The following is a 26,312-nucleotide window of genomic DNA, read 5'->3' on the forward strand; positions in this document are numbered from 1 at the left end:
CGCTCGCCCGGCCGATTGTCAGTGGCAGCCCCTAGCGTTTCCCAGCAGTAGAGGTCGGCCGCCGGTGGCCGCCCTGGGAGAGGGGTATGCCATGACGCAGGCGTCGGGCGACAGGACGTATCTGGAGCTGTCACAGGACGGCGGCGGGGCGCACAAGTTCTACGAGGTGACCGTGGACGGCGTCACCGTCTCCGTCCGGTACGGACGGATCGGCGCGGCGGGCCAGTTGCAGACCTCCACCTTCCCCACCGCCGAGAAGGCGCGGGCCGCGGCGGCGAAGAAGGTCGGCGAGAAGGTCCGCAAGGGGTACGCGCCGGCCGTGCAGGGCGCCCGCGCCGCACGGGCCGTGACGCGCCGTCAGGTCGCGTCCGCGCCGTCGACGGCGCGCGCCGTGGCCCCGGTGCTGTGGCGGTTCCGTACGGGCTCCGCGGCGTTCGGCATCCACATCGACGAGGACCGCTGCTGGGTGGGGAACCAGGCCGGGGATGTCTTCACCCTCGCGCACGACGGCGAGGTGCTGTCCCGCTACCGGCTGCCGGACGGCGTCAAGTGCCTGGTGGCGGACGACTTCTGGATCTACGCGGGCTGCGACGACGGCACGGTCTACGACCTGTCCTCCAAGCTCCCCTTCGCCGCCTACCAGATCGCGGCGGACGTCGACATCTTCTGGCTGGACGTCCGCGAGGGCGTGCTCAACGTGTCGGACCGGAACGGCGGTCTGACGGTCATCGACCATGAGGACGAGTACCAGTGGTCGCGCGGCAGCGCCGGAGCGCACGGCTGGATGGTGCGCCGTGACGAACGGGCCGTCTACCACGGCCACGACCGCGGCGTGACGGCGTACGCCCCGGACGGCGGCGGCGAGCTGTGGCACACGCCGACCAACGGGGCGGTGCTGTTCGGCTGGCAGGAGGACGACGCGGTCTACGCGGGCACCGACCGCCGCGTCGTGCAGCGCCTGTCGAAGGCGACGGGCCGGACGGAGGCCACCTATCCGTGCGACACCGCGGTCTACTCCTGCGCCACCGCCCCCGGCGGGCGGTACGTCTTCGCGGGCGACTCCGCCTCGTCCGTGTACTGCTTCGCGGCGGACGGCACCCGGCTGTGGAAGCTGGGCACCGGCGGCGGCTCGGCACTGTCGATGCAGTATCTGGACGAGAAGCTCTACATGGTCACCACGGACGGCTCGCTGGTGTGCGTCGACGCGTCGGAGGCCGCGATCGCCGCCGCGCGGACCGGCACCGTCCCGGTTCCGGTGGACGTCAAGTCGGCCGAGGCGCTGCCCACTTACGCGCCGACGACCACGCTGGCGACCGTGACGGCCGCCCCGGCCTCGGGCATCGTCGTGGAGTGCGTCGAGGAGGGCGGCCGGCTGCGCGTCCACGTCGTCTCCGAAGGCTACGAACCCCAGTGGAACGTCCAGTTCCCGCGCCAGATACGCGAGCCCGGCGTCCGTTACGTGGTCGACGCGCTCGCACCCGCGACGGCCGGCTTCTACCGCGTCCGCGGCGAGATCAGGCGTCTGCTCTGAACCCGCTCCACGCCGGATGGCGGGGGTCGTCGGCCCGTACGACCACCTGGGCGGCGTCCTCCGGCCCGACCTCGTCGGCGTAGCGCGCGAAGGCGGGTACGGTCCAGGCGTCCGCCGCGTCGGTGCGGCGCGCCAGCGCGGCGGGCGACATCCGCAGGTGCACCGCCAGGTCGAAGGGGAACCAGTGCCCGAGGAGGAGCGGGCCGTGCACGATCACGACGCCGCCGGGCGGCACCGTCAGGTACGGGCTGCGCGTCGCCCGGTCCGTCACGGGGTCCCAGAGGTCGGGCAGCACCCGTCCGCTGCCGCCGGGCTCCAGGGGCGCGAACACCTCGCGGTGGAGCGCGCCGGTGTCGAGCCACAGGTCGTAGTACGCGTCGGCGTCCTGCCGCCCGTATTCGAGGCGCAGCGAGGCGGGCCGCAGGAATCCGCCGGTCCCGATGACGGCCGCCGGCCGCCCTCGTGCCCGCAGTTCCCCGGCCATGCCCTGCGCCAGCTCCGCGGGGCGGGCGGCGGGAGCACCGTCGACGGCGACCCGCAGCCAGGGGCTGCCGTCCTCCGCCTCGGACCCCGCGATCCGCTCCACGAGCGCTTCCGTCAGTCGCGTCCACGAGATCGCTTCCCACTGCACGGACCCATGATGCACGCCGCGCTGTGAAGGGAGGGCTCCGGCCCGGCCCGCTCAGGTATCGCCGGCCCCCGCGCCCGCCTCCACGGGATGTGTCAGTACGGCGGCGCGGCCCGCGCGACCGCATCGTCGCGCTGAAGCAGCGACGACAGGGCGTCCGCCGGGTCGTCGTCCGCGGGTCCCGCCGGCCACCAGTCCGGGTCGGGGCCCGGATCGGCCTCGTAGGGGTACCAGCGGCCGTCATGGCCGAAGCGGAGCTGGAGGCCGCGGGCGTCGTCGGTGAGGTGGTTGTGGCGCGGACGCAGGGGCGGCAGCCCGGCGGCGGCCAGGGCGGGACGGGCCCGGTCGAAGGGGCCGGCCGGCGGGTTCCACGGGGATTCGAGGAGCGTCAGGCCCTCCAGCCCGCCCTGCCGCCAGGCGGCCACCGCGCGGGCCACGTCGGTCGGGGTGCGGCCGGTTCCGGCGGCCAGGCTCCGGTACAGGGTGCGGGTGGTGGCGGTGAGTCCGGAGGTGGGCCGGGTGGCGGCGAGCCGGACCGCGTCCTGCCAGGGGGTGAGGCCGGGGTGCGGGTCGCCGCCCGTGGTGAGGAAGGCGTGGGCGCGGGCGGCCGCGTCCGTGGCCAGCAGGTCGAGCGCCGCCGCGTCGACGGGCAGCCGACGGGCGGGCGGCAGCGCCGGCGGTATGCCGGGGCGCCGGGGGACGGGGAGCGGGTCGGGGAGAGCCGCGGGGGCGGGCGCGGCGGAGAGCGCGGTACGGGCGTCGACACCCGTGCGGGCGGCCGGTGACTCGCGGGACGCGTGGGCCGCGTTGCGGCGGGCGAGGTCGTCGAGGAGCGCCCGTTCGTCGCGGCCCCGCATCAGGAGGAGGACGAGCGGGTCCGCGTCCAGCAGCAGGGCGGCCTCGTAGCAGAGGGCCGCCGCGTGTTTGCACGGGTGCCCCCGGTCGGGGCAGGAACAGCGCGGCGACAGCTCGCCGGGGCCCGGCAGCAGCCGCACGCCGGCCTCGGCGGCGGCGTCGACGAGCGCGTGCGGCATGTCCTTGCCGAGGAGGGCCGCGATATGCGACGGCTGGGCGGCCACCGCGGTCAGGAAGCGGTCCCAGTCGGCGTCGGAGAGGACGTCCAGCCCGATACCGGTGCGGTACGGGCGCGAGCGGCTGCCGTCGACGCGGGCCGCGATCCGGCCGGGCGTGACGGTGATGTCGTGGACGTGGCCGCCGCGCGCGTAGGCCCGGCCGCGGGAGAGCCGGGCGGCGTCGAGCGACGCGCTCTCCAGGGCCTCGATCCAGGCGTTGCCCCACCAGGACTCGGCGAAGGTGGTCACCGCGGCCTCCTCAAGGCGACCAGCTCGGCGAGCTCCGCGTCGCTCAGCTCGGTCAGCGCCGACTCGCCGCCGCTGAGGACCGCGTCGGCCAGCGCGCGCTTCGCCTCCAGCATCTCGGCGACGCGGTCCTCGACCGTGCCCTCGGTGACGAGGCGGTGGACCTGCACGGGCTGGGTCTGGCCGATGCGGTACGCGCGGTCGGTCGCCTGGTCCTCGACCGCCGGGTTCCACCAGCGGTCGTAGTGCACGACATGGCTCGCGCGGGTGAGGTTGAGGCCCGTGCCGGCCGCCTTCAGCGACAGCAGGAAGACGGGGACCTCACCGGACTGGAAGCGGTCCACGAGCTGTTCGCGCCGCGCGACCGGGGTGCCGCCGTGCAGCAGTTGGGACGGCACGCCGCGCGCCGTCAGGTGGGCCAGGAGCAGCCGGGCCATCTCCACGTACTGCGTGAAGACCAGCACCGATCCGCCCTCGGAGAGGATGGTGTCCAGCAGTTCGTCGAGCAGTTCCAGCTTCCCCGAGCGGCCCGCCAGCCGCTCGCCGCCCTCCTTCAGGTACTGGGCGGGGTGGTTGCAGACCTGCTTCAACGCGGTGAGCAGCTTCATCACCTGGCCGCGCCGCGCCATGCCCTCGGTCCCCTCGATGTTCACGAGGGTTTCCCTGACGACGGCCTCGTAGAGGGCGGCCTGTTCGCGCAGCAGCGCTGCCGGCCGGTCGGTCTCCGTCTTGGGCGGCAGCTCGGGGGCGATGCCCGGATCGGATTTCTTCCGGCGCAGCAGGAAGGGCGCGACGATGTGGGCCAGGCGTTCGACGGCCTCCTGGGTCTGCTCGTCGTCCTCGCCGCCCTCGATGGCGCGGGCGTGGCGGGCCCGGAAGTTCTTGAGGGAGCCCAGCAGCCCCGGGTTGGTCCAGTCGAGGAGCGCCCACAGCTCGGAGAGGTTGTTCTCCACGGGGGTGCCGGTGAGGGCGATCCGGGCGGCGGAGGGGATGGTGCGCAGTGCCACGGCCGTGGACGCGTACGGATTCTTCACGTGCTGCGCCTCGTCCGCCACGACCAGTCCCCAGGGCCGTTCGGCGAGCTCCTCGGCGCTGGAGCGCATCGTGCCGTAGGTGGTGAGCACGAAGCCCCCGGCCAGGCCGTCCAGGGTCCGTCCGGAGCCGTGGAAGCGGCGCACGGGGACGCCGGGCGCGAAGCGCTCGATCTCGCGCTGCCAGTTGCCGAGCAGGGAGGCCGGGCAGATGACCAGCGTGGGGTCGGCGGGCGCGCGGTGCAGGTGGAGGGCGATGACGGTGATCGTCTTGCCGAGTCCCATGTCGTCGGCGAGGCAGCCGCCGAGGCCGAGGGAGACGATCCGGTCGAGCCAGCCGAGCCCGCGCAGCTGGTAGTCGCGGAGGGCGGCGCGCAGTCCGGGCGGCTGGACGGCGGGTTTGGGCTCGGCGGTGAGCCGGTCGCGCAGGACGGCGAGCGCCCCGACCGGCACGGTGGCGACCTGTTCGCCGTCGACCTCGGCGGTGCCGGTCAGCGTCATGGACAGGGCTTCGGCGGGGTCGAGCCGCCCCAGGTCGCGTCTGCGGGCCTTGCGGACGAGCGCGGGGTCGACCAGCACCCACTGGTCGCGCAGGCGCACGACGGGCCGGTGCGCCTCGGCGAGCGCGTCCATCTCCTGCTCGGTGAGCGGTGAGCCGCCCATCGCCAGCTGCCAGCGGAATTCGAGGATCTGCTCCGCGTCGAAGAAGCTCGGTTCGTCGGACGCGGTGCCCGGTGCGATCCGTACGACCGCGCGGGCGGTCAGGTCGCGCGCCAGCTCCCGGGGCCAGTGGACGGCGACCCCGGCCGCCGACAGCCGCTGGGCGGCCACGCCGAGGAGGTCGTTCAGCTCGTCCTCGTCGAGCGTCAGCACGTCGGGCACGGGCCGCTCCAGGAGGCGGCCGAGGGGTGGCCAGACGCGGGCGGCGCGCCGGAGCGAGAGAACCGTGTCGACACGGGCGCGCGCGCCGAAATGCTCCCCCGCGCGCCCCTCCCACAGCGCGACCGCGTCCGTGAGCAGAGTCGGGTCGGTGAGGCTGTGGACCTGGACCACCGCCGCGGCGAGCCCGCCGTCCTCCTCGTAGAGGTCGTACGCGCGCAGGTCCAGGCGGAGCGAGATCCGCACCCCGCCGTCCGTCCCGGCGGCGGCTTCCGCGACCCACTCGCGCAGCGCGGGCAGCTGGTGCGCGGCGCGCGCGGCGTACGGCTCCCCCGCCGCGTACGGCGCCGCGGGCGTCCGCGGCAGGGTGTCCGCGACCGCGTCCAGCAGCGCCCGTACGAGTCCGTCGGGGTCCGGGAGCCGCAGCGGCCCGGGGCCCGGCAGCGGCGCCGCGTACGCCTCGGCGGGCATGGCGGCGGCGACCGCCCGCAGGTGCGCGAGGTCCTCGGCGTCCAGCGGCCCGGCCCGCCAGGCGTCCTGGTCGGCCTCGGTCAGCCCTGGGAGCAGCCTGCCGCGCGCCACGAGCTGCAGTCCGTGCAGCGCCGCGGCCCCCCAGCAGGCGGCCGCCGGATGGGCCGCCGGGTCGTGGCGGGCGCGCACCAGCGGGGGGACCGCCTGTTCCAGGGGGAGCACGAGCGCGGGCACCGTGCGCTGCTCCACGCCGTCTCCGCTCCGGCGCACGACGGTCAGCTCGGTGCGCTCCCCCTCCGCTCCGACCGGAAGATCGCCGCCGTCCGGCCGCCAGAAGGCGACGGCGCCCTCGCGCGGCAGTTCACCGGGCAGGAAGACGGCGGCGCAGCGCCCCAGCGGACCGGCCGGACCGCCCACCGCAGCAGCCGAGGGACCACCAGGTTCCGCGGCGGCCGAAAGCCGCCCCGATACCAGCCTCACCCGCCCCACCACCTCGCCGTTTCCCGCGGCTCCTCGAGCCGTTTCCCGTGTTGTCCGAGCGGTTCCCGAGTCTACGGAGGGGCACTGACAATCCGGCCGGCTCAGCCCCTCAGCAGCCGCTCGGCGAGGGCCAGCGGCTCGGCGGCCCTGCGGGCGGCGGGCAGCGGCGCCGGGGCCTTCGCCCGGTGCGCGGCGGCCCGTTCGACGACCGTCGTACCGGTCTCCGCCTCCAGCACCGGCGCGTATCCGGCCGCCCGCAGGGCCCGCAGCACGGCGTCCGGCGGTTCGGCGGCGACCAGGACCGTCGGCGCGACGGCCCGCAGCCCCAGGGCGCGCAGCTCGCGGTGCGCGGCGAGCTCCCGCACCAGGGCCTCGTCGTCGGAGCGGACGCAGCAGGCGGTGCGTACGACCCGTACCCGGCCGTGCGTACGGGCGGTGTCGCCGATCAGGTACGTCAGGGGCTGCGGCAGCGTTCCCGAGGCGGACGCGGCCGTCAGTTCGGCCGTCAGCGCGGCGGGGTCGTGCCCGGCGTCCAGGGCGCGCCGCACGGAGTCGGCGGTGAACCGCCAGGTCACGGCGTGTCCCTCCGATTCGCGGTCGGCGCAGGCTCCGAGGAGGCCGGCGAGCCCGGCCGACGGCGCGCCGGGGGCGACGGCGGTCAGGTCGGCCTGGAAGTGGGCGTGTTCGAGCGGCGGCGGCAGGAGACGGCCCAGTTCGGCGCGGAGCGCGGCGGGGCCGACGAGCAGCGCCCGGCCGAGCGGGCTGAGCGCGCCGTGGGCGACGACGCCGAGGAACGCCGCCTCGCTCAGGGTGTGCGCCGACCGGTCCGCCGCCATCGGCTGGCCGCGGACGGCGAGCGGGCGGTGCCAGTCGGCGGCCCGGATGAGCGCCTGCAGCGGCTGGAGCGCGTCCGCGGCGTCCGGCAGCGGCGGCGGGGGCACGGCGGCCCCGGTCCCCTCGGGGAGCGCGGCGAGGGCCTCCAGCAGCGCCCTGCGCAGGGGCGCCGCGTAGCGGTCGTGACCGCGTACGAGCGTGGCCGGCGGCTCCCCCGGCGTTCCCAGCGTGGGGATGCCGTGCAGCTCCGCCCAGGCCGTCAGCACGGGCGCCAGCCGCTCGCCCGCGGTCCGCGTCAGCCACTCGTCGTACGCGGCGGTGGGCAGCGCCGTCGTGCCGCCGCGGTCCCGGCTGAGCGCGATCAGCCCGGCGGCCTCGGCGGTGTCGAGGAGCAGCCGGGCGTGGCCCTCGCCGGTGCCGGCCGCCTTGGCCAGCCGCCTGGTCTCGCGGACGGCCAGCCCGCCCGACTTCCGCAGGGCGGCGGGCTGGGCGGCGAGGGCGGCGAGGAGCCGGTCCATGGCGGCCGAGAGGGCGGACGCGGCGGCCTGCGTCTCCGCGCCGACGAGGGCGGGATCGGTCTGCGTCAGGGCGTCGGCCGCGGGGCTCGGCGCGTCGCGGGCGAAGTCCCCGAGGTCGAGGCCGCCGATGAGCTGCGGAACGCGGGGCGGCACGACGATGCGGCCGTCCTCGGCGGGTGCGGCGAGCCCGTCCTCGTACAGCGCCCGCAGCGCGGCGGCGGCGGCCTCCCTGTCGGGTCCGGGGCTGTCCGCGCCGAGCGCCTCGTACGCCGTCCCGGCCGGTACGGGCTCGGCGGCGAGCCGCGGGAACGACAGGCTGTGCGACATCAGCGCCTCGAAGCCGGCCCCGGAGCGCGGCGCGGGCGGCCGGGGCGGCGCGTTCTCCGCCGCGAGCCGCTGCCCGGCGCGGGCGACGGCGGCGAGGAGCTGGAGCCGGGGCCGGTCGAGCTGGAGGACGAGGTGGTGGACGGTCTCGTACGACCACAGGGCGGTGGCCAGCCCGCGCAGGTGGGTGGGCGCGGGCCGGTGGGACAGGGGCTCGCGGTGGCGTGCGAGGAGGCTCGCGAGCTGCTCCGGGGTGCGCTGTCCGAGCGCGCGGGCGAGGGTGTCGAGGCCGTCCATGGCCCCGACCCTACTGGCCGCCGGAAACCTCGATCGCGCAGGTGGGAGGGGGCCTGCGGACGCGGGGCGCGGAAGGGCTTGGACGAGGCCGGGATCGGGTGGATTCTGGAAGCAGGAGATGCGTGGCGATGCGTACGGGCAGCGAACCGGTGCAGGCACGCAGCCCGCTCAGGCTCAGGTGCGGGCTGGCCGTGTGGGGGCTGGCGTGGGCCGTCGCGGGGACGGTCGTCTTCGCGGACCTCGGCCGGCCGGGGTGGGCGATCGCCTGCGGGGTGCTCTCCGCGGTGACGGCCGCGGACCTGTTCATGGTGATCCGCCATATCCGCCAGGGCCCCCGCTACCAGCCGGGCCGGGATGTCCCGCCGTACGATCCGGTCAAGGGCGGCGGCCGCGGCAGGCGGAGCCGCCCGCGATAGCCCTCCCGCGACAGCCCTGCCCCCGGGACCGGCCCAGCACGACCGGGGTGCGGTCCGGACGTTCGCCGGGGGTCAGCCCGCTCCTTCATCGAAGCGGGCCGCCTCGATGTAGTCCGGCCGGGGGTCGAGGGCCGCGGCCAGCCGGAAGTGGCGGGTGGCCTCGGCCCGCCGCCCGTCGCGCTGGAGGGTGCGGGCCAGCGCGAAGTGGGCGAAGGCGTTGTCCGGTTCGCGCTCCAGGACCAGCTGGAATTCCAGTTCGGCGGGGCGCAGTTGAGCCGCGCCGAAGAAGGCGCGGGCGCGCAGCAGGCGCGCCGCGGTGTTCTCGGGGTGGGCGGTGATGACCGAGTCGAGGAGTTTGACGGCTCCGCGCGGATCGCGGGCGGCCAGCAGCTGCTCCGCGGCGCGGTAGTCGATGACGTGGGTCTCGGGCGTCGGCTCGGACACGTGCCGTTCTCCTTCCTGGATACGGATCCCGGATACGGACTCCCGGTCGCGGGCTACCCGGTACGGGCTCCCGGATGCGGGCTCCCTGCCGCGGAACGCCAGGGTCCGGCCGCGGGCATGCGTGATCACGGCGTACGCCCGTCCCAACGCGGCGCGGCAGCGCCCTATTCCGACCGCGTGCCCGCTCCTATTCCGATCGCGGCCCGGATGTCCCCTCGGCCCGCTCCACCAGCTTCGCCCAGACCTCGCGGACCTGCGGTTCCAGCGCGTCGAGCGGACCGTCGTTGTCGATGACGAGATCCGCGACCGCGAGCCGCTCCTCGCGCGTCGCCTGGGCGGACATGCGCGCCCGGGCGTCGTCCGGCGTCATGCCGCGCAGCCGTACGAGCCGGTCGAGTTGGGTCCGGGGATCGGCGTCGATGACGACGACGGCTTCGTAGAGCGGCGCGAGGCCGTTCTCCGCGAGGAGCGGCACGTCGTGGACGACGATGGCGTCCGGGCCCGCAGCCGCCTCCAGCTCCGCGGAGCGGGCGCCCACCAGGGGGTGCATGATCGCGTTGAGGGCCGCGCGCCGGTCCGGGTCAGCGAAGACGACCGCACCCAGCGCGGGCCGGTCCAGGGACCCGTCGGCCGCGAGCACCTCGGGCCCGAACTCCGCGGCCACGGCCGCGAGTCCGGGCGTGCCGGGCTCCACCACCTCGCGCGCGATCTTGTCGGCGTCCACGACCACCGCTCCGTAGGAGGCGAGCAGCCGTGACACCTCGCTCTTGCCGGCGCCGATCCCGCCCGTAAGGCCCACCTTCAGCATGCGGCCCACGCTATACGGCCGGGGCTCACTGGCCCCCGTCGCCCTCGCGGTCGGCGAGGAAACGCTCGAACTCCGCGCCGAGTTCGTCCGCGGAGGGCAGTTCCACGGGCTCCGCGACGAGGTTGCCGCGCGCTTCGGAGCCCGCCACCGCGTCGTACTGGTGCTCCAGGCCCCGTACCAGCGCGACCAGCTCCTCGTCACCCTCGCCGATCTGCCGCTCGATCTCCTCCTGCGTGCGCAGCGCCTCGGTGCGCAGCGCGTGCGCGGCGCTCGGCAGGACGAGTCCGGTGGCGGCGGTGACCGCTTCCAGCGCGGTGAGGGCGGCGTCGGGGTAGGACGAGCGGGCCACGTAGTGCGGGACGTGGGCCGCCACGCCGAGCACGTCGTGGCCCGCCTCCGCGAGGCGGTACTCGATGAGGGCCGCGGCGCTGCCGGGGACCTGCGCCTCGTCGAAGAGGGCGGCGTGGCCGGGCATGAGGTCCGTGCGGTTTCCGTGCGGCGTGACGCCTACGGGGCGCGTGTGGGGGACTCCCATGGGGATGCCGTGGAAGTTGACCGACAGCCGTACGCCCAGCCGCTCGACCATCTCGCGCACGGCCGCCGCGAACCGCTCCCACTCGACGTCCGGCTCGGGGCCTGCCAGCAGCAGGAAGGGCGCGCCGGTGGCGTCCTGCACCAGGTGCAGTTCGATCTTGGGCGTCTCGTACGCGGTCCAGCGGTTGCGCTGGAAGGTGAGCAGCGGGCGGCGAGCCCGGTAGTCGACGAGCCGGTCGTGGTCGAAGCGGGCGACGACCTGGTGCGGCAGCCCGTCCAGCAGCCGCTCGACGATCTGCTCGCCGGTCTCGCCGGCGTCGATGTAGCCGTCGAAGTGGTAGAGCATGACCAGCCCCGCCGAGTCCTGGGCGAGGGCCAGGTCGGCTACGGCGAGCCCCTTGGGCTCCCATTCGTACAAACCCTGCGGATCCAGCACAGTGACCGCTCCTCCTCGTGTTTCCGTCATGAAGAACACCGGGCGCGCGCCGGCCATTCCCGCTTGCCGCTTCCGGGAGTTGAGACGGAGCCGCTGGTACGGGCGCGGCCCGATCCGGTGCGTCGCGCATGCGTCCCGGTGGGTTGACGCTGCGTCAGTCAGGCCCTAGGTTCGCGAACCGCCGCACGGATTCATATCCACGCCCATCGTTCACATACAGGAAAGGATCTCGAATGCGTGCCAGACCGCTCCTGATGGCCCCCACCGCCGCTCTGCTCGCCGTCGGCGGCCTCGTGGCCGCCGCGTCGGCTGCGAACGGCGCCCCCGTCGCCGGTCGCGCCCCGTCCGCCGCCTCCCCCGCGTCCGTCATCTCCGTGACCACCGCGGCCCAGCTGAAGTCCGCCCTCGCCGCCGCCGGACCCGGCGACACGATCCAGCTCGCCGACGGCACGTACAACGGAAACTTCAAGACCACCGCCCGCGGCTCCGCGTCCGCCCGCATCACGCTCACCGGTTCGCCGAAGGCCGTGCTCACGGCCGGCGGCGGCTACGGACTCCACCTCAACGGGGCCTCGTACTGGACGGTCAAGGGCATCACCGTCACCGGCGGCCAGAAGGGGATCATGATGGACGGCGCGGACGGCGTCGTCATCGACTCGGTCACCGTCCACGGCCTCGACATGGAAGGCGTGCACTTCCGCAAGTCCAGCCGCGACGGCCTCATCGAGAACTCGAGGATCTACGACACCGGCAAGGACGGCCAGGGCATGGGCGAGGGCGTGTACGTCGGCTCGGCCGGCGGGCTCTCCGACAAGAGCGACAACATACGGATCCGGTCCAACACCATCGGCCCGGACGTCCGCGGCGAGAACGTCGACATCAAGGAGGGCACCACCGGGGCGCGGATATCCGGCAACACCTTCGACGGCAGCGGACTCAGCAACGCCAACTACGACGACTCCTGGGTCGACGTGAAGGGCAACGGCGTGGTCGTCGAGAACAACACGGGCACGCACACCAGCAACGACGGCTACCAGACCCACACCCAGCAGCAGGGCTGGGGCTGCGGCGCCGTCTTCCGCGGCAACAAGTCCGACCTGAACGGCGCCAAGGGCTCCTCGCGGCTCGCCGTCAACGTCACCAACTACGACGCGAGCAGCTGCAAGGCCACCGTGTACGCGAGCAACACCGTCTCCGGCGGCAAGGGGCTCACGAACATCAAGGTCACGGGCGGCGGCTGAGCACCCGCCCGCTGGGCGCGCCCGCGCATGAGTAAGGCCCGCCCCCCATTGGGGAGCGGGCCTTACCTCAGTCAGCTACGACAACCGACCGCGGAGCAGAGCGTCAGCTCTGGCCGCCGGCCAGCTTCTCGCGGAGCGCGGCCAGGGCCTCGTCCGACGCCAGGGCGCCGGAGTTGTCCGCCGACTCCGAGGAGTACGAGCCACCGGAGGCGTTGCCGCCACCGGTGCCGGCACCGGCGGCGGGAGCCGCAGCACCCTCGGCCGCGGCCTGCTCGTCGGCCTCACGGGACTTGATGACCTGGGCCTGGTGCTGCTCGAAGCGCTGCTGCGCCTCGGCGTACTGGGTCTCCCAGGCCTCACGCTGCTGCTCGTAGCCCTCGAGCCAGTCGTTCGCCTCGGGGTCGAAGCCCTCGGGGTAGATGTAGTTGCCCTGGTCGTCGTAGGACGCGGCCATGCCGTACAGGGTCGGGTCGAACTCGACCACGGACGGGTCGGCGCCGAAGGACTCGTTGGCCTGCTTCAGCGAGAGGCTGATGCGACGGCGCTCCAGGTCGATGTCGATGACCTTGACGAAGATCTCGTCGTTGACCTGGACGACCTGCTCCGGGATCTCCACGTGGCGCTCGGCCAGCTCGGAGATGTGGACCAGGCCCTCGATGCCCTCGTCGACGCGCACGAACGCACCGAACGGAACGAGCTTGGTGACCTTACCCGGGACGACCTGACCGATCTGGTGGGTCCGGGCGAACTGCTGCCACGGGTCTTCCTGCGTCGCCTTGAGCGACAGGGACACGCGCTCGCGGTCCATGTCCACGTCGAGGACCTCGACGGTGACTTCCTGACCGACCTCGACGACCTCGGAGGGGTGGTCGATGTGCTTCCAGGAGAGCTCGGAGACGTGCACCAGACCGTCGACGCCGCCGAGGTCCACGAACGCGCCGAAGTTGACGATCGAGGAGACGACGCCGGAGCGGACCTGGCCCTTCTGCAGGGTCGTGAGGAAGGTCTGACGGACCTCGCTCTGGGTCTGCTCGAGCCAGGCACGGCGGGACAGGACCACGTTGTTGCGGTTCTTGTCCAGCTCGATGATCTTGGCCTCGAGCTCCTTGCCCACGTAGGGCTGGAGGTCGCGGACGCGGCGCATCTCGACGAGAGACGCCGGCAGGAAGCCACGGAGGCCGATGTCGAGGATGAGACCACCCTTGACGACCTCGATGACGGTACCGGTGACGATCCCGTCCTCTTCCTTGATCTTCTCGATCGTGCCCCAGGCACGCTCGTACTGAGCGCGCTTCTTGGACAGGATGAGACGACCTTCCTTGTCCTCCTTCTGGAGAACCAGGGCCTCGATCTCATCGCCGACCTTGACGACCTCGTTCGGGTCGACGTCGTGCTTGATCGAGAGCTCGCGGGAAGGGATGACGCCTTCGGTCTTGTAACCGATGTCGAGCAGGACCTCGTCCCGGTCGACCTTCACGATGACGCCGTCGACGATGTCGCCGTCGTTGAAGTACTTGATCGTCTCGTCGATCGCGGCGAGGAAGGCTTCCTCGTTACCGATGTCGTTGACCGCAACCTGCGGGGTGGTGGCGGTGGTCTCGGTGCTGCTCGTCATGTGGGAAAGGGCTCCGGTACGGACAGTGAGTCGTAGGTACTGCTACGCCGTGAGCCGGTATCGCACTGCCGAAGCCGGACAGCCTTAGAAGCGCACCTCCCGGCAGAACCGGAAGCGCCTCGACAACCGAGGGGACATACAACAAGTGCGAGCGCGACCTGCTCCGTCTGAGGTGCGCAGGCCCGCAGCGCAACTTGTAGCATACGGGGGCAGCCGGGCACGGTCAATGCGCGAAGGCGCACACCCAGGACAGAACATCCCATACCTGGCACAACTCATGTTCGGCGAGGCCACAAGGGTCGTGCCGCGCACCGCGGCCACCGGCCCGAACGAAGGGTACGACGGGCGTCACGATGATCCAAGAGCATGAGCCGGAGGCCACCCGACGCGCCTCCGGAGCGGCCGAGAGCAGCCGCGCCAACCGCGGCTGGTGGGACCGGAACGCCGACGAGTACCAGCAGGAGCACGGCGGGTTCCTCGGCGACGACCGGTTCGTGTGGGGCCCGGAGGGTCTCGACGAGGCCGAGGCGGCGCTGCTCGGCCCCGCCGCCGAGCTGAAGGGGCGCGACGTCCTGGAGATCGGCGCGGGCGCAGCCCAGTGCTCCCGCTGGCTGGCCGCCCAGGGCGCCCGCCCGGTCGCGCTCGACCTCTCGCACCGGCAGTTGCAGCACGCGCTGCGCATCGGCTGCGCGTTCCCCGTCGTGGAGGCCGACGCCGGGGCCCTGCCCTTCCCCGACGGGACGTTCGACCTCGCGTGCTCGGCCTACGGAGCCGTCCCGTTCGTCTCCGACCCGGTACGCGTGATGCGCGAGGTGCGGCGGGTGCTGCGGCCCGGCGGCCGCTGGGTCTTCTCCGTCACCCACCCCGTCCGGTGGGCGTTCCCCGACGAGCCGGGCCCCGAAGGGCTCTCCGTCGCCGCCTCCTACTTCGACCGCACGCCCTACGTGGAACAGGACGAGAACGGCCGCGCCGTCTACGTGGAACACCACCGGACCCTGGGCGACCGGGTGCGGGACGTGGTGGCCGGCGGCTTCCGCCTGGTCGACCTGGTCGAGCCGGAGTGGCCGGCGTGGAACAGCCAGGAGTGGGGCGGCTGGTCCCCGCTGCGCGGCAACCTCATCCCCGGCACGGCCATTTTCATCTGCGAGCGCGACTGACCCCGTAGCGCGGACGCCCCTCCTCGCAGTCCTGGCGGTGACGGAGGTTTTCCACAGGGCTCCGGGGCCGCGCGGGACCGCTGCGAAGATGAAGCGGTGACCATCCGCACTGACGCGCTCGACCGACTGCCCGTACGCACCGCCGTGCCCGCCCTGACCGAGGCCCTGGACGGGCACGGCGCGGCGGTGCTCTGCGCGCCGCCCGGCACGGGCAAGACGACCCTGGTGCCGCTGGTGCTCGCCGGGCTGGCCGGCGGCGGGCCCGCGCGCCGGGTGATCGTCGCCGAGCCGCGCCGGATCGCGGCCCGCGCCGCCGCCCGCCGGATGGCGTGGCTGCTGGGCGAGGACGTCGGCGAGCGGGTCGGGTTCACCGTGCGCGGCGAGCGCAAGGCGGGGCGGCGGACCGTCGTCGAGGTGGTGACGACGGGTGTGCTCCTGCAACGACTGCAACGCGACCAGGAGTTGGCGGGCGTCGACGCCGTGGTGCTCGACGAGTGCCATGAACGGCACCTCGACGCCGACACCACCGCCGCCTTCCTGCTGGACGTGCGGGCGGCGCTCCGGCCCGAGCTGCGGCTGGTGGCGGCCTCCGCGACGACGGACGCGGAGGGCTGGGCCCGGCTGCTCGGCGACGCGCCCGTGGTGACGGCGGAGGGCGTCGCGCACCCCGTGGAGACCGTGTGGGCCCCGCCGCGGCGCCCGGTGCGGCCGCCGCACGGCATGCGGGTGGACCCGGCCCTGCTGGAGCACGTGGCCGCGGTGGTGCGCCGGGCGCTGCGCGAGCGGGACGGCGACGTGCTGTGCTTCCTGCCGGGCGTCGGCGAGATCGGCCGGGTCGCCGGGCTGCTGGGCGGCGCGGAAGCGCTCGGGGCCGAGGTGTTGCAGGTGCACGGCCGCGCCCCGGCCGCGGTGCAGGACGCGGTCCTCGCGGGCGGAGCCGGGCGGCGGGTGGTCCTGGCGACGTCGGTCGCCGAGTCGAGCCTCACGGTGCCGGGGGTGCGGGTCGTGGTGGACTCGGGGCTGGCACGGGAGGCCCGCACGGACCACGCGCGGGGGCTGAGCGCGCTCACGACCGTACGGGCCTCCCGTGCCGCCGCGCGGCAGCGGGCCGGACGGGCGGGGCGGGAGGCTCCGGGGGTCGTCTACCGCTGCTGGGCGGAGGCCGACGACGCGCGGCTGCCGCGGTTCCCGGCCCCGGAGATCACGGTCGCCGACCTGACGGCGTTCGCGCTGCAGGCCGCCTGCTGGGGCGACCCGGACGCGTCGGGTCTCGCCCTGCTCGATCCGCCCCCGGCCGGTGCGCTGGCCGCCGCCCGGGAGGTGCTGAGCGCCATCGGCGCGGTGGGGGCGGACGGCCGCGCCACGCGCAGGGGCGGCCGGATGGCGCGGCTCGGGCTGCACCCCCGCCTCGCGCGGGCCCTCCTGGACGGCGCACCGGAGGTCGGCCCGCGCCGGGCCGCGGAGGTCGTGGCGCTGCTGAGCGAGGAGCCGCCCCGCGAGTACGGCGACGATCTGGCGGGCGCGTGGCGTGCCGCCCGCCGGGGCGGCGACGGCTACGGCGCGCGCTGGCGCACGGAGGCCCGCCGCCTGGAAGGCGCGCTCCGCGACAGACAGGGCGGCTCCGGGCCGGGCGCGGGAGGGGATGCGAGCGCGGGCGTGGCCGCCGCTGCTCGTACGGACACGGGCGCTGCCGGCGGCGGGGCCGTCGCCCTCGGTACCGACGATGTGGCAGCGGGCCTCGTGGCGGCCCTGGCGTTCCCGGAACGGGTGGCTCGGGCGCGGGGCGGGGGCACGTATCTCATGGCGTCCGGGACGGGTGCGGAGCTGGGCGAGGGGTCGCGGATGCGCAGCGCGGCATGGCTCGCGGTCGCCGTCGCCGACCGGCCGGTGACGGCGGCGTCCGCGCGGGTGCGGCTCGCCGCCGTGATCGACGAGCCCACGGCCCGTACCGCGGCTGCCGCGCTGCGCGAGGAGGGCGAGGAGGTCGGCTGGAGCGAGGAGCGGCGGGATGTCGTGGCGCGCCGGGTGGAGCGGCTGGGGGCGATCGAGCTGGGCGCGCGGCGGTTGCCGTCCCCGGAGCCCGCGCGCGTACGGGCGGCGCTGCTGGACGGGTTGCGGCGGGAGGGGCTGGGGCTGTTGCGCTGGACGGCCGACGGGACCGCGCTGCGCGAGCGACTGGCCTTTCTGCACCGGGAGTTGGGTGAGCCGTGGCCGGACGTGAGCGATGCGGCGCTGGTGGAGCACATCGACGACTGGCTGGGGTTTGAACTCGATCGCGCACAGAAGCGGTCCGGTTTGGAGCGGGTGGACGCCGGGAAGGCGCTGGCCCGGCTGCTGCCGTGGGCGTCGGGGGACGCCGTCCGCCTCGACGAGTTGGCCCCCGAGCGGATCGAGGTGCCGAGCGGTTCGCGGATCCGCGTGGACTACGGCGGCGGTCAGCCGGTCCTGGCGGTGAAGGTGCAGGAGCTCTTCGGCTGGCAGGAGGCGCCGCGGATCGCGGGCGGCCGGGTGCCCCTGCTCGTACATCTGCTGTCCCCGGCCGGCCGCCCGGCGGCCGTCACCGCCGATCTGGCGTCCTTCTGGAGGGACGGATACCGCTCTGTACGGGCCGAGTTGCGCGGCCGCTACCCCAAGCATCCCTGGCCCGAGGACCCGACGGCCGCGGTCCCGACGCGGCGCACGAACGCGCGGCGCTGATCAGACGGGCACGGGTTCGGGGTCGGGGGCGGCCGGGTCCTCGGCCGGGGCGGCGCCGGCACCCGGCCGGCGGGAGCGGGCTTCGAGGACGAGGGAGAGCGCGAGGAGCACGAAGCCCAGTCCGAGGAAGCCCCACGGGAGGTAGCTGGTGAGGAGCAGGACGAGGACCCGCTGCGACTTGACGAGCTTGAGAGTGGACTCCACGTAGTCCGGCCGCATCTTCACATGCCCGGCGAAGGCGGTGATCGGCTTCTTCTCGGGGTGCCCGGTCCAGCGCATCTCCTCCTTGTGCTGCTCCTCGCCGTTGACCGGCGCCCCGGTGACGGGGTCGACCCAGAACATCCGCTTGGTGCTGTACCAGCGCTCCAGTCCGGTCTGCTTGACGACCTCCGGGGTGACGCCCAGCGGCATCTTCTTGGGCAGCGGGACCTTGGTCCAGGGGATGGTCTGCTCGAAGTAGTAGACCTTGAGGCCGTGGAAGTTCTGGGTGCCCCGGTAGTGGATGGGCGCGGAGGTGCGGGTCTGCATGTCGAAGTACTGGTAGTCGCGCTTCTCGGTGAGGAAGGGCCACTTGTACTCGATGCCGTCGCGGCGCACCGGGGTGCCGTCCACGCTCTCGCCGCCGGCGTGCACGGGTTCCTGGCTGTGGGCGTCGAAGACGTAGCGCTCGGGGATCCGGGAGACCATCTTGCCGTCGGGGCCGACGATGTAGCTGAGGGTGTCCCAGACGACGACGTCGCGGCCGGTGGCGTCCTTGACCTTCCTGGCCTGTTCGACGTTGCCCTTGAGGGTCTGCACGATGTCGACCCTGGGGACCTTCCTGGCCTCCATCTTGTTGTAGTCGATCAGGTCGGCGTCCTTGGCCTCCATGACGACCGACTGGTACTGGCTGGGCGGCACCTTCGCGAGCCGCGGGAAGGCGTACCAGCGCAGCAGCGGCGAGAGGGCGGCGCAGAAGACGGCCGCGGCGAGCAGTACGAGGCTCGCTCTGCGGCGCATCCCGCCGCCGCGGGCGCGTCGTCCGGCCGGGGGGCCGGGTGGTGGGGCTTCCGGGTCGTCTCCGGGCGGCACAGCGCGGCGCATGGCGGTACGTCCCTCCCTCAGGGGTGTGCGGGGACGGTGGTCTGCAGGGGTTTGGGGGAGGTTTCGCCGCTGGGCGGTCCGATGGCGGTGATGGTGAGGACGAGCGCGAGGGCGGCGGCCAGTCCGATGGCCGCGGCGATGAGTGCGCGCATGCTCGGCCTCCCGGTTGCTGATGCGGCGTCAGGGCGGGGGCACCGTAGCAACGGGGGGCGAAGATGAGAACACGTTGCACCGCCCTGTGCCGCCCGGATCGGCTCCGGGCGGCACAGGGCGGGTACGTGCGCGGGGCGCGGCGAGCGCCCCGGTGGGTCAGCGGGCCGCGGGTGCGGTGACGGTCAGGTCGATGGTCAGGACCGCGCCGTCGGCGGTGGTGAGGCGGAGCTGGAAGGTGCCGGTGTGGCCGTCGGTGAAGATCTCCGGGAGCGTGAGGACGCCGTTCGCGTCCGTCTTGAGGCCGGAGAGGGAGCGGATCGGCTTGTCGGCGGCCTTGCCCTTGCCGTCGGCGGCCTTGCCGGCGGCGTCACCGCCCGCGCCGCTGCTGCCGGGCGCCTTGAAGTACGGGCCCTTGTCGTTCTCCGTCGGCTTCCCCGCACCGGGGGCGACCATCGTCGCGGTCACGGGCACGCCCGCCGCGAGCTTGCCCCGGTACGTGGCCTTGACGCCGATGTGCCCGGCGAAGGAGCTGCCGGCCTCGGCCGTGAGGGGGCCCGTGCCCGTACGCGTCAGCGCGTCGGCCTTGGGGGTGGGCGCGGGGCGGGCGGTGACGGTCGCCGCGAAGTCGACGGCGGCGAGCTTCTGCCCGGGGACCGTGGCCCGTACGGTGAACGCGCCGGCCTGCTCGCCCGCGCTGAGCTTCGGAGCGGTCGCGGTGCCGTCGCGGCCGGTGACGACGGAGGCGCGCGTGGCGTCGCCGGGGAACCGCGCCTTGGTCTTGCCGACGATCTCGTACTGGACGCGCACTCCGGCGACCGGCTTGCCCGCCTTGTCCTTGGCCTTGACCCGCGGCTGCGCGGCGAACTCGTCGCCCGCCGTGGCCGTCAGTTCGCGCGCGCCGACGGAGTCGAGGGCGGCGGGCTGTGCGGGCGTGGTCGGCGGCGTCGTCGGGGGCTTGGTGGGCGGCGTCGTCGGCGGCTTGGGCTCGGGCGAGGGCTTGGACGGCACCTCGATGCCGCCGTGGCCGGTCTTCGGCGGGAGCGGCGAGGGCGAGGGGCTCTTGCCGTGGCCCCCGGCGCCGCCCTTGCCGCTGCCCGCGCCCTTGCCGGAGGAGCCCTTACCGGAGTGACCGGAGGACCCCTTGCCGACGCCGTTCGTCGTGCCGCCGCCCGTACCGGGGCCCGGCGGGGTGGACTTGGGGAGCTTGGGCAGCACGCCGGCGCCGTCGGGTACCTCGTGCGTGCCCTTGCGGTAGTACTCGTACCACGTGCGGACCGTGTTCAAGTAGTCCGTCGAGTGGTTGTAGCCGAGGATCGCGAGATCCATCTTGGCGTCGTCCGACAGATCGCCGCCCACCCCGCACAGGTAGTACCCCGCGCTCAGTGCCGCGTCGTAGATGTTGTTGGGGTCCTTGACCCCGTCGCCGTTGCCGTCCCTGCCCCATATCTCCCACGTCGAGGGGATGAACTGCATGGGGCCGACCGCGCGGTCGTGCTCCGGGTCGCCGTCGTACTTGCCGCCGTCGGTGTCCTTGATCAGGGCGAAGCCCTTGCCGTCGAGGACCGGACCGAGGATCGGCTGAAGGGTCGTGCCGGCCTCGTCGACCGCGCCGCCGCGCGCGTGCCCCGACTCGACCTTGCCGATCGCGGCCAGCAGCTCCCAGGGCAGGTTGCAGCCGGGCTTGGCGGTCCCCAGGGCCGACTCGGCCTTCTTATAGGCGTCGAGAACGGTCGCGGGGATGCCTGACTCCGCCGTGCCCGTACCCGTGCCGGGCGACTGGCTGGGCGAAGTGCCCGGCGGATTCGGGGAGTTCAGAGGCGGCAGGTCCGTGTGGTACGGCGACCCGCCGTCGATCGGCGGGCCGGGCGGAGGCGTCGCCTCCGCGGCCGGGTCCGCACGCGACACGGCGAACCCGGGGGCCTGGGAGGCCGTCATCGCGGCCATCGCCGCCGCGGCCACCGCGGTCGTCGCGGCTCCCCTGCGCAGTCGCCGACCGAACTTCGCTGCCATCCGTCTGTCCCCTCCGTGGGCGATGCGGCGCTCCCCCGCGTGTCAACGCAGGTGACACTACGGCAACTTCCTGCCCTCAGCCACAGACTCGGCGCGCCCCGGACGGGCGGCCGCGACGGCCGCCCGCACCCCGCTCACGGAACGGGATACGGGTGGCACATTCCGTACCCGCGACCGGTCAGTGCGCGGCGGATTCCCAGTCCGCTCCGACGCCCACGGAGACGTCCAGCGGGGCGCGCAGCTCGACCGCTCCGGCCATCTCGCGGCGGACCAGCGCCTCGACGGCCTCCCGCTCGCCGGGGGCGATCTCCAGCACGATTTCGTCGTGCACCTGGAGCAGCATCCGGGAGGACAGCCCCTCGGCGGCGATGGCCGCGTCCACCCGCAGCATCGCGATCTTGACGATGTCCGCGGCGGTGCCCTGGATCGGCGCGTTGAGCGCCATGCGCTCCGCCATCTCCCGGCGCTGGCGGTTGTCGCTGTTCAGATCGGGCAGATAGCGGCGGCGGCCGAGGATCGTCTGGGTGTATCCCGTGGCCCGCGCTTCCTCTACGACGCGCTGGAGGTAGTCGCGCACCCCTCCGAACCGCTCGAAGAACGTGTCCATCAGCCGGCGCGCCTCGTCCGGGGCGATCCCCAGCTGCTGGGACAGGCCGAACGCCGACAGTCCGTACGCGAGCCCGTACGACATGGCCTTGATCTTGCGGCGCATCTCGGGGTCGACCTCGGACTTGTCGACGCCGAAGACCTGCGAGGCGACCGTGGTGTGCAGGTCCTCCCCGGAGGTGAACGCCTCCAGCAGCCCCTCGTCCTCGGAGAGGTGCGCCATCACGCGCAGCTCGATCTGGCTGTAGTCGGCGGTCAGCAGCGACTCATAGCCCTCGCCGACGACGAAGCCGCGGCGGATGGCCCGCCCCTCGTCCGTACGCACCGGGATGTTCTGCAGGTTCGGATCGGTGGACGAGAGCCGGCCCGTGGCCGCCACCGTCTGGTTGAACGTCGTGTGGATGCGGCCGCCGCCGGGCGAGATGGTCTTGATCAGCCCCTCGACCGTGGAGCGCAGCTTGGACTGCTCGCGGTGGCGCAGCATGATCACCGGGAGTTCGTTCTCGGTCTGCGCCGCGAGCCACGCCAGGGCGTCCGCGTCCGTGGTGTATCCGGTCTTGGTCTTCTTCGTCTTGGGCAGCGCCAGCTCCCCGAAGAGAACTTCTTGCAGCTGCTTGGGCGACCCCAGGTTGAACTCGTGCCCCGCAGCGGCGTGCGCCTCCTGGACCGCCTGCTGCACGGCCCCGGCGAACTGCTGCTCCATCCGCTCCAGCCAGGCGCGGTCCGCGGCGATGCCGGCACGCTCCATCCGGGCCAGCATCGCGCTCGTCGGCAGCTCCATGTCCGTCAGCAGCTCGGCGGCGCCCACCTCCCGCAGCCTGCCGGTGAACGCCTCGCCGAGGTCGAGGATCGTACGGGCGTGGCCCATCAGCGCGTCCGCCTCGGCCTGCTCGTCGGCGCCGAACGCCAGCTGCCCGCTGTCGGGCGCCGCCGTCGGCAGCTCACGGCCCAGGTACTCCACGGACAGCGCGTCCAGCTCGAAGGACCGCCGGCCCGGCTTGACGAGGTACGCGGCGAGCGCCGTGTCCATCCGCACGCCCGCCACCGACCAGCCGTGCTCGGCGAAGACCCGCATCACGGCCTTCGCGTCGTGCATCACCTTCGGCTTGGACTCGTCCGACACCCACGCCGCGAACGCCGTCTCGTCCGCCTCGTCGAGCTGCGAGGGGTCGAACCAGGCGGCCGGCCCCTGCGCCGTGGCCAGCGCGATCTCGCTGACGCTGCCGCTGCCCAGCGCCCAGGCGTGCACCGTCGCCAGCCCCAGCGGATCGGAACCGTGCTCCGCCAGCCACGGCGCGAGCCCGCTCGCGGACAGCACCGCGCCGTCCAGCTCGACACCGGCCTCCGGCGCCGCCTCCGCGGCCTCGGCGGCGCCCGGGTCCACCGCCAGCAGCCGGTCCCGCAGGCCCGCGTTGCGGATTTCCAGGCCCTCCAGGAAGACCGTCAGCGCCTGCCGGTCGTACGGCTCACGGGCCAGCTCCAGCGGCCCGCACGGCAGCTCGACGTCGAGGACCATCTCCGTCAGCCGCCGGTTGAGCTTCACGGACTCCAGGTGGTCGCGGAGATTCTGCCCGGCCTTGCCCTTGACCTCGTCCACGCGCTCCACCAGCTCGGCGAACGAACCGAACTGGTTGATCCACTTCGCGGCGGTCTTCTCGCCCACTCCCGGAATGCCCGGCAGGTTGTCCGACGGGTCGCCGCGCAGCGCCGCGAAGTCCGGGTACTGCTCCGGCGTGAGCCCGTACTTCTCCACCACCTTCTCCGGCGTGTAGCGCGTCAGCTCCGAGACGCCCTTCGTCGGATACAGCACCGTGACATCGTCGGTGACCAGCTGGAAGGAGTCACGGTCGCCCGTGACGATCGACACCTCGAACCCTTCCGCCGTGGCCTGCTTCGCGAGCGTCGCGATGACGTCGTCGGCCTCGAAGCCCTCCACCGCGAACCGCTTCGCGCTCATCGCGTCGAGCATCTCGCCGATCAGCTCGACCTGCCCCTTGAACTCGTCCGGGGTCTTCGAGCGGTTCGCCTTGTACTCGGGGAACTCCTCCGACCGCCACGTCTTGCGCGACACGTCGAACGCCACCGCGAAATGCGTAGGCGCCTCGTCGCGCAGCGTGTTCGCCAGCATCGACGCGAAACCGTACACCGCGTTCGTCGGCTGGCCCGTCGAGGTCGTGAAATTCTCCACGGGCAGCGCGAAGAACGCCCGGTACGCCATGGAGTGCCCGTCCATCAGGAGCAGACGGGGGCGGCCTCCCCCCGCTGCCTCGGTGCCGGTCGTTGCGCTCGTCTTCGATGCCTTTGCTGCCACGACCCCGATCCTGCCACGACCCACTGACAATCCCCGCGCACACGACCTCGGCACCGCCGCTGTCAGCCCCTCGTGTCAGGATCTAAGAGCAGCAAGGTCGCAGGCACACCGCCGAAGGGGAGCCGACATGGCAGGCAAACCGCCCGCAGGAGATCCGGTACAGGACGCGCCCGACGTCACCGCGCCACAGCACTCCGCCGCCGGGCTGCCGGCCGTCGCCCACTCACTGCTCATGGCCCGGCAGCAGATGGGCGTGCGCCGCACCGCCCTCACCCTCCTCAAGGTCAATCAGAAGGACGGGTTCGACTGCCCCGGCTGCGCCTGGCCCGAGCCCGACCACCGGCACAAGGCCGAATTCTGCGAGAACGGCGCGAAGGCCGTCGCCGAGGAGGCGACGCTGCGCCGCGTCACCCCCGACTTCTTCGCCGCCCACCCCGTGGCCGACCTCGCCGCCCGCAGCGGCTACTGGCTCGGCCAGCAGGGCCGCCTCACCCAGCCCATGTACCTCGCCGAAGGCGCGGAGCGCTACGAGGCGGTGCCCTGGGAGCGGGCCTTCGACATCATCGCCGAGGAGCTCACCGCCCTCGACTCCCCCGACGAGGCCGTCTTCTACACCTCCGGGCGCACCAGCAACGAGGCCGCCTTCCTCTACCAGCTCTTCGCCCGCGAATTCGGCACCAACAACCTGCCCGACTGCTCCAACATGTGCCACGAATCCTCCGGCTCCGCGCTCACGGAGACCATCGGCGTCGGCAAGGGCAGCGTGCTCCTCGAAGACCTCTACAAGGCCGACCTGATCATCGTCGCCGGACAGAACCCCGGCACCAACCACCCCCGCATGCTCTCCGCCCTGGAGAAGGCCAAGCAGGGCGGCGCGAAGATCATCTCGGTCAATCCGCTGCCCGAAGCGGGCCTGGAGCGCTTCAAGAACCCCCAGAAGGCACGCGGCCTCGCCGGCAGCGGCACCTCGCTCACCGACCTCTTCCTCCAGATCCGCCTCGGCGGTGACCAGGCTCTCTTCCGCGCCCTCAACAAACTCATCCTCGACACCCAAGGCGCCGTCGACCAGGACTTCATCGACGAACACACCCACGGCTTCGAGGAATTCGCCCGCGCCGCCCGCGCCGCCGACTGGGACGAGACCCTGCGGGCCACCGGCCTCCAACGCGCCGAGATCGACCGCATGCTGCGCATGGTCCTCGACTCCGAGCGCACCATCGTCTGCTGGGCCATGGGCCTCACCCAGCACAAGCACTCCGTTCCCACCATCCAGGAAGTCGTCAACTTCCTCCTGCTGCGCGGAAACATCGGCCGCCCCGGCGCCGGCGTCTGTCCCGTACGCGGCCACAGCAACGTCCAGGGCGACCGCACCATGGGCATCTTCGAACGCCCCGCCCCCGCCTTCCTCGACGCCCTGGAGAAGGAATTCGGCTTCGCGCCGCCCCGCGCCCACGGCCTCGACGTCGTACGGGCCATCCGCGCGCTCCGCGACGGCGACGCGAAGGTCTTCTTCGCCATGGGCGGCAACTTCGTCTCCGCCACCCCCGACACCGACGTCACCGAGGCCGCGGTGCGCCGCGCCCGCCTCACCGTGCACGTCTCGACGAAACTCAACCGCTCCCACGCGGTGACCGGCGCCCGCGCCCTCATCCTGCCCACCCTCGGCCGCACCGAGCGCGACACCCAGGCCGGCGGCGACCAGTTCGTCACCGTCGAGGACTCCATGGGCATGGTCCACGCCTCCCGCGGCCGCCTGGAGCCCGCGGGCCCCCACCTGCTCTCCGAGCCCGCCATCGTGTGCCGCCTCGCGCGAAGCGTCCTCGGCCCCGAAAGCCGCGTCCCCTGGGACGCGTTCGAGAAGGACTACGGCACGATCCGCGACCGCATCGCCGCCGTCGTCCCCGGCTTCGAGGACTTCAACGCCAAGGTCGCCAGGCCCGGCGGCTTCACCCTGCCGCACGCCGCGCGCGACGCCCGCCGCTTCCCCACCGCCACCGGCAAGGCCAACTTCACCGCCGCCCCCGTCGAATACCCCAAGGCGCCCGAAGGCCGGCTGCTCCTGCAGACCATCCGCTCCCACGACCAGTACAACACCACCGTCTACGGCCTCGACGACCGCTACCGCGGCATCAAGAACGGCCGCCGCGTCGTCCTCGTCCACCCCGACGACGCCCGCGCCCGCGGCCTCGCCGACGGCTCGTACGCCGACCTCGTCAGCGAATGGACGGACGGCGCCGAACGGCGCGCGCCCGGCTTCCGGATCGTGTACTACCCCACCGCACGCGGCTGCGCGGCCGCCTACTACCCCGAGACCAACGTCCTGGTCCCCCTGGACCACACCGCCGACACCAGCAACACCCCCGCCTCGAAATCCGTGGTGGTGCGGCTGGAACCCACGGCCATGCCCGGCCCCGGCCTCCAGGACCCGGCCTGACCGCTCACCAGGCCGCCTGGTAAGACTTCCGGCAGGAAAGCCGTTGCCACGTCAA

Annotated in this window: 18 protein-coding genes; 6 read left to right on the forward strand and 12 right to left on the reverse strand. The window is 73.6% G+C overall.

Features of this window, described 5'->3' with window-relative positions; genetic code table 11:
- Positions 1–91: 91 nt before the first annotated feature.
- Positions 92–1,531, forward strand: a complete 1,440-nt coding sequence (locus AB0I49_RS24075) for a WGR domain-containing protein (RefSeq protein WP_363229119.1) — start codon at positions 92–94, stop codon at positions 1,529–1,531.
- Here the strand turns inward: AB0I49_RS24075 and AB0I49_RS24080 are convergent.
- The 4 genes from AB0I49_RS24080 to AB0I49_RS24095 all read right to left on the reverse strand — a co-directional run bounded on the left by AB0I49_RS24080 (position 1,515) and on the right by AB0I49_RS24095 (position 8,312).
- A complete protein-coding gene (locus AB0I49_RS24080; protein WP_363229120.1) occupies positions 1,515–2,162 on the reverse strand; it encodes a uridine kinase in 648 nt (215 codons plus the stop codon). The genes AB0I49_RS24075 and AB0I49_RS24080 overlap by 17 nt on opposite strands.
- 92 nt (positions 2,163–2,254) lie before the next feature.
- A complete protein-coding gene (locus tag AB0I49_RS24085; protein WP_363229121.1) occupies positions 2,255–3,481 on the reverse strand; it encodes an SWIM zinc finger family protein in 1,227 nt (408 codons plus the stop codon).
- Positions 3,478–6,276: a DEAD/DEAH box helicase gene (locus AB0I49_RS24090; RefSeq protein WP_363229122.1), complete on the reverse strand. Its 2,799-nt coding sequence runs from the start codon at positions 6,274–6,276 to the stop codon at positions 3,478–3,480. Before AB0I49_RS24090 ends, AB0I49_RS24085 begins: the two co-directional genes overlap by 4 nt.
- 164 nt (positions 6,277–6,440) lie before the next feature.
- Positions 6,441–8,312: a helicase-associated domain-containing protein gene (locus AB0I49_RS24095; protein WP_363229123.1), complete on the reverse strand. Its 1,872-nt coding sequence runs from the start codon at positions 8,310–8,312 to the stop codon at positions 6,441–6,443.
- A gap of 128 nt (positions 8,313–8,440) precedes the next feature.
- Between AB0I49_RS24095 and AB0I49_RS24100 the strand changes: the two genes are divergently transcribed.
- A complete protein-coding gene (locus tag AB0I49_RS24100; RefSeq protein ID WP_363229226.1) occupies positions 8,441–8,728 on the forward strand; it encodes a DUF6343 family protein in 288 nt (95 codons plus the stop codon).
- A 72-nt stretch (positions 8,729–8,800) separates the two neighbouring features.
- Here the strand turns inward: AB0I49_RS24100 and AB0I49_RS24105 are convergent, their stop codons facing one another.
- From AB0I49_RS24105 to AB0I49_RS24115, 3 genes are all read right to left on the reverse strand, one after another.
- Positions 8,801–9,172, reverse strand: a complete 372-nt coding sequence (locus tag AB0I49_RS24105) for a tetratricopeptide repeat protein (protein WP_363229124.1) — start codon at positions 9,170–9,172, stop codon at positions 8,801–8,803.
- A 187-nt stretch (positions 9,173–9,359) separates the two neighbouring features.
- On the reverse strand, positions 9,360–9,980 hold the full coding sequence (gene coaE / locus AB0I49_RS24110) for a dephospho-CoA kinase (RefSeq protein ID WP_363229125.1): 621 nt from the start codon (positions 9,978–9,980) through the stop codon (positions 9,360–9,362).
- Between the two features lie 25 nt (positions 9,981–10,005).
- Positions 10,006–10,950, reverse strand: coding sequence for a PAC2 family protein (locus AB0I49_RS24115; RefSeq protein ID WP_363229126.1), 945 nt, complete (start codon positions 10,948–10,950; stop codon positions 10,006–10,008).
- Positions 10,951–11,183: 233 nt separating this feature from the next.
- Here AB0I49_RS24115 and AB0I49_RS24120 point away from each other — a divergent pair, with 233 nt between their 5' ends.
- Positions 11,184–12,191 carry a right-handed parallel beta-helix repeat-containing protein gene (locus tag AB0I49_RS24120; protein WP_363229127.1) on the forward strand — a complete coding sequence of 336 codons (1,008 nt, stop codon included), beginning with the start codon at positions 11,184–11,186 and terminating at the stop codon, positions 12,189–12,191.
- 103 nt (positions 12,192–12,294) lie between these two features.
- On the opposite strand, the gene rpsA is transcribed toward AB0I49_RS24120, so the two are convergent.
- Entirely contained in the window at positions 12,295–13,806 is a 1,512-nt protein-coding gene (gene rpsA / locus AB0I49_RS24125) for a 30S ribosomal protein S1 (protein ID WP_030888093.1), read from the reverse strand.
- A gap of 353 nt (positions 13,807–14,159) precedes the next feature.
- On the opposite strand from rpsA, the gene AB0I49_RS24130 reads away from it, so the two are divergent.
- Both AB0I49_RS24130 and hrpB read left to right on the forward strand, forming a co-directional pair.
- Entirely contained in the window at positions 14,160–14,963 is an 804-nt protein-coding gene (locus AB0I49_RS24130; RefSeq protein ID WP_363229128.1) for a class I SAM-dependent methyltransferase, read from the forward strand.
- A 96-nt stretch (positions 14,964–15,059) separates the two neighbouring features.
- On the forward strand, positions 15,060–17,660 hold the full coding sequence (hrpB, locus tag AB0I49_RS24135) for an ATP-dependent helicase HrpB (protein ID WP_363229129.1): 2,601 nt from the start codon (positions 15,060–15,062) through the stop codon (positions 17,658–17,660).
- Here the strand turns inward: hrpB and AB0I49_RS24140 are convergent, their stop codons facing one another.
- The 4 genes from AB0I49_RS24140 to polA form a co-directional block, all read right to left on the reverse strand.
- Entirely contained in the window at positions 17,661–18,659 is a 999-nt protein-coding gene (locus AB0I49_RS24140) for a DUF3068 domain-containing protein (RefSeq protein ID WP_363229130.1), read from the reverse strand.
- 101 nt (positions 18,660–18,760) lie between these two features.
- Positions 18,761–18,895, reverse strand: coding sequence for an SPW_0924 family protein (locus AB0I49_RS24145; RefSeq protein WP_363133072.1), 135 nt, complete (start codon positions 18,893–18,895; stop codon positions 18,761–18,763).
- Positions 18,896–19,052: 157 nt separating this feature from the next.
- Positions 19,053–20,906 (reverse strand): lytic transglycosylase domain-containing protein, encoded by a 1,854-nt coding sequence (locus AB0I49_RS24150; RefSeq protein ID WP_363229131.1) that lies wholly within the window; start codon positions 20,904–20,906, stop codon positions 19,053–19,055.
- A 178-nt stretch (positions 20,907–21,084) separates the two neighbouring features.
- Positions 21,085–23,823 carry a DNA polymerase I gene (gene polA / locus AB0I49_RS24155; RefSeq protein WP_363229132.1) on the reverse strand — a complete coding sequence of 913 codons (2,739 nt, stop codon included), beginning with the start codon at positions 23,821–23,823 and terminating at the stop codon, positions 21,085–21,087.
- Between the two features lie 127 nt (positions 23,824–23,950).
- Between polA and AB0I49_RS24160 the strand changes: the two genes are divergently transcribed.
- A complete protein-coding gene (locus AB0I49_RS24160) occupies positions 23,951–26,257 on the forward strand; it encodes an FdhF/YdeP family oxidoreductase (RefSeq protein WP_363229133.1) in 2,307 nt (768 codons plus the stop codon).
- Positions 26,258–26,312 lie beyond the last annotated feature (55 nt).

The organism is Streptomyces sp. NPDC050617, from assembly GCF_040654795.1.
Taxonomy (GTDB): domain Bacteria; phylum Actinomycetota; class Actinomycetes; order Streptomycetales; family Streptomycetaceae; genus Streptomyces.